The sequence below is a fragment of the Desulfosporosinus sp. I2 genome (genome assembly GCF_000960765.1).
In the GTDB taxonomy this organism is placed as follows: domain Bacteria; phylum Bacillota; class Desulfitobacteriia; order Desulfitobacteriales; family Desulfitobacteriaceae; genus Desulfosporosinus.
The window spans coordinates 1-2,750 of sequence record NZ_JYNH01000248.1; the positions used below are offsets into that span (position 1 = coordinate 1).

The 2,750-nt window shown below is 45.1% G+C and carries 3 protein-coding genes; all 3 read right to left on the reverse strand.

Annotated features, from left to right (window positions below; translation table 11 throughout):
- On the reverse strand, positions 1 to 1,365 hold a 1,365-nt coding region (locus tag UF75_RS25250; protein ID WP_045577275.1), incomplete at its 3' end, for a penicillin-binding transpeptidase domain-containing protein.
- Positions 1,366 to 1,418: 53 nt separating this feature from the next.
- Positions 1,419 to 1,919, reverse strand: a complete 501-nt coding sequence (locus UF75_RS25255; RefSeq protein WP_045577276.1) for a hypothetical protein — start codon at positions 1,917 to 1,919, stop codon at positions 1,419 to 1,421.
- Positions 1,920 to 1,948: 29 nt separating this feature from the next.
- Positions 1,949 to 2,750: 16S rRNA (cytosine(1402)-N(4))-methyltransferase RsmH (gene rsmH / locus UF75_RS25260; RefSeq protein ID WP_045577277.1), on the reverse strand; the 802-nt coding region annotated here is incomplete at its 5' end.

Consider the following 2,750-nt stretch of genomic DNA (forward strand, 5'->3'; position numbering starts at 1 on the left):
GGGGGTAACAACCCTTCCGCTGGGCCCAACTATTTCTGCCACGAGTTGGGGCTTCATTAACGTTCCACCGTTTGCCACCGCTGAAACCGCGGTTAATAACTGGATAGGGGTAACATTATTCGTTTGCCCTATAGACATCGTCGCCAAGTCTAAGGCAGTTGCTTTTTTCTTATTCGCTAAAATGCCTAGCGCTTCACCAGACATCTCAATTCCCGTTTTCTGACCAAATCCAAAGTCACGTAGATACTTATAAAAATTGTCCATCCCTAGACGTTGTCCCATCTCAACGAAACCCGGATTACAGGAATTTTCGGCTACTTGCAAATAGGTTTGGTCGCCATGCCCCCCCGCTTTCCAGCAACGCACATTTTTACCTAGTACGGTATAAGCTCCTGGATCAAAGAAATGCTCTGTGACCTTAATTTTCTTTTCCTCAAGGGCTCCTGCTAGTGTAATAATTTTAAACGTTGACCCAGGTTCATAACCATTCTGAATCGCAATATTTCGTCTCGTACTGGGATCTGCTTCTTGATAGTGATTAGGATCAAAGGTTGGCGCAGAAGCTAAGGCTAGCATTTCTCCGGTATTGGGATCCATGATCAAAATTGAGGCGTTTTTAGGTACCTGACCATTCATATTGATCCCCTGACCCGTCATCAACTTTTGTAACTCCCGCTCAGCAAAGGCCTGGATATTTTTATCAATCGTTAATCGTACCGTATTTCCTTGTTTAGGAGCTAAATACTGATGCTCCGCCTGAGGAAGTGGAATCCCATTGGCTGCAAACTCTTGGAGAATACTTCCCTGTATCCCTTTAAGCTCGGTTTCCCTTGTCAACTCTATCCCTTCTAGGCCCTGATTGTCAATTCCAGCATATCCAATAATATGCGCTGCTAATGTACCGTTAGGATAATACCGTTGGCTATCTTCCGTAGTTCCAATTCCCGGTAGCGCTAACTCCCGCACTTGGGCAGCCACTTCTGGCTTTACGCGTTTCTGAACATATTCTAAAGCCGAACGTTTCGTGATTCGTGCCTCAATCTCCTGAGCAGTTTTTCCGAGCAAAGGGGCCAGGGTCGCTGCCATCTCTTTAGCCCTACCTGACTGCCTCACCTCTGCTGGAATGGCATACACTGTTTCGCTACTAACACTCATCGCTAAAACATTTCCTTGACGATCCTCAATATTTCCACGTTTAGGTGCCACGGGAACACCGCGAAAGTGAGAATCATCCGCTTTTTTTCTCAAATCAGCACCCTGACTCAACTGCACGAACCCTAGTCGAATAATTAAGACAATCAAAAAAATACTAACACACAAAAAAAGAAAAGCGATTCGTTTACGCATGACGACAAAAGGACTCACAAGTCCCACCCCCACCTTTCAGGGAGTCTCCGCGTACCCAAAGCGCCATTCTCTTAACGTTGCGTTGAAGCAAAAAAACTGGTAAAAATCTGTGAAAATTGCTGCAGTTTCGTGGGTTTATCCTCGGTCGGTTGATTTACGGCTTGGGTCGTAGGAGCCCCCTTTTGATTTTTGACCGCAGGTACTGCGCCTGCCATGTAAACTTTCCCGGTTGGTTTTTCCATACCCATCGATAATGCTACACTCTCAATCCGTCCCACTGACCGAAGTTTATCAGACTCCATCTGAAGCAGATCATTCTGCATTTTAATTGCGGAAATCTCCTTTTCAAGATTCCGAACTTGGGCCCCTTTGACGACAGTGAGTTGGATTGTTTCCGCACCGATTGCCCCAGTTAGCCCAACGATGCAGGCTAAGGCCACAATACTCTTGATTTTATGGTAATCTTTCTTTTTCTTAGGGGATCGGAGGCTTCTCTCAGAATAGGTTTGGGTTAATGTATCCTGCCATTCTGCTGTTTCCTGCCAATTTATAGTTTCCTGCGCCACTACCATGGGTATTCTTCCTCCTTAATCTTTAGACATTATATTTTTTCGGCAACCCGTAGTTTAGCACTTCTCGATCTTGGATTTTGCTCAACTTCTTCTATAGAGGGGAGAATAGGTTTTCGCGTTAATATCTTGGCTATCGTTTTTGCCTCACACCGACAAATCGGTAGTTCTGGTGGACATGTGCATCGTCCCAGCCAAGAATTCATTCTTTCTTTAACGATACGATCTTCAAGAGAGTGAAATGTAATCACGCCAATTCGTCCACCGTGATCTAAACAACGCATCGCCTGATCAAGCACTCGATCTAAAACTCCTAATTCATCGTTAACGGCAATCCGAATTGCTTGAAATGTACGTTTTGCGGGGTGAGGTCCACTACGCCGAACCGCCGCTGGAACTGCTGCTTTGATCGATTGGACTAGGTCACCCGTTGTTTCAAGCGGTCGCTCAAGGCGTGATTGAACAATAAATTGGGCAATTCGTTTTGACCACTTTTCTTCCCCATATTGCCAAATTAGCTGCGCCAAAGCTGCTTCGCTCCACGTATTGACAATTTCCCGTGCATTTAAGGTACTCGAAGGATCCATACGCATATCCAAGGGTGCATCCTGCATATAACTAAAACCCCGTTCGGCTTCATCAAGCTGCGGGGATGAAACCCCTAAATCAAAGATGATTCCATTGACAGGAAGTAAGTTTAATTCTTGAAGAGAAACCTCCAGTGCTTCAAAATTCCGATTAATCAAAGTGACTCGCTTATCCAAACCTAAGATTTCTTCAGCATGTTGGATAGCTTGTCTATCCTGGTCAAAACAAATTAGTTTTCCAGAGGTT

Bases quoted from the DNA above. Each gene is read 5' to 3' on its own strand.
- UF75_RS25255 (WP_045577276.1), bottom strand. From the start codon at position 1,919: ATGGTAGTGGCGCAGGAAACTATAAATTGGCAGGAAACAGCAGAATGG.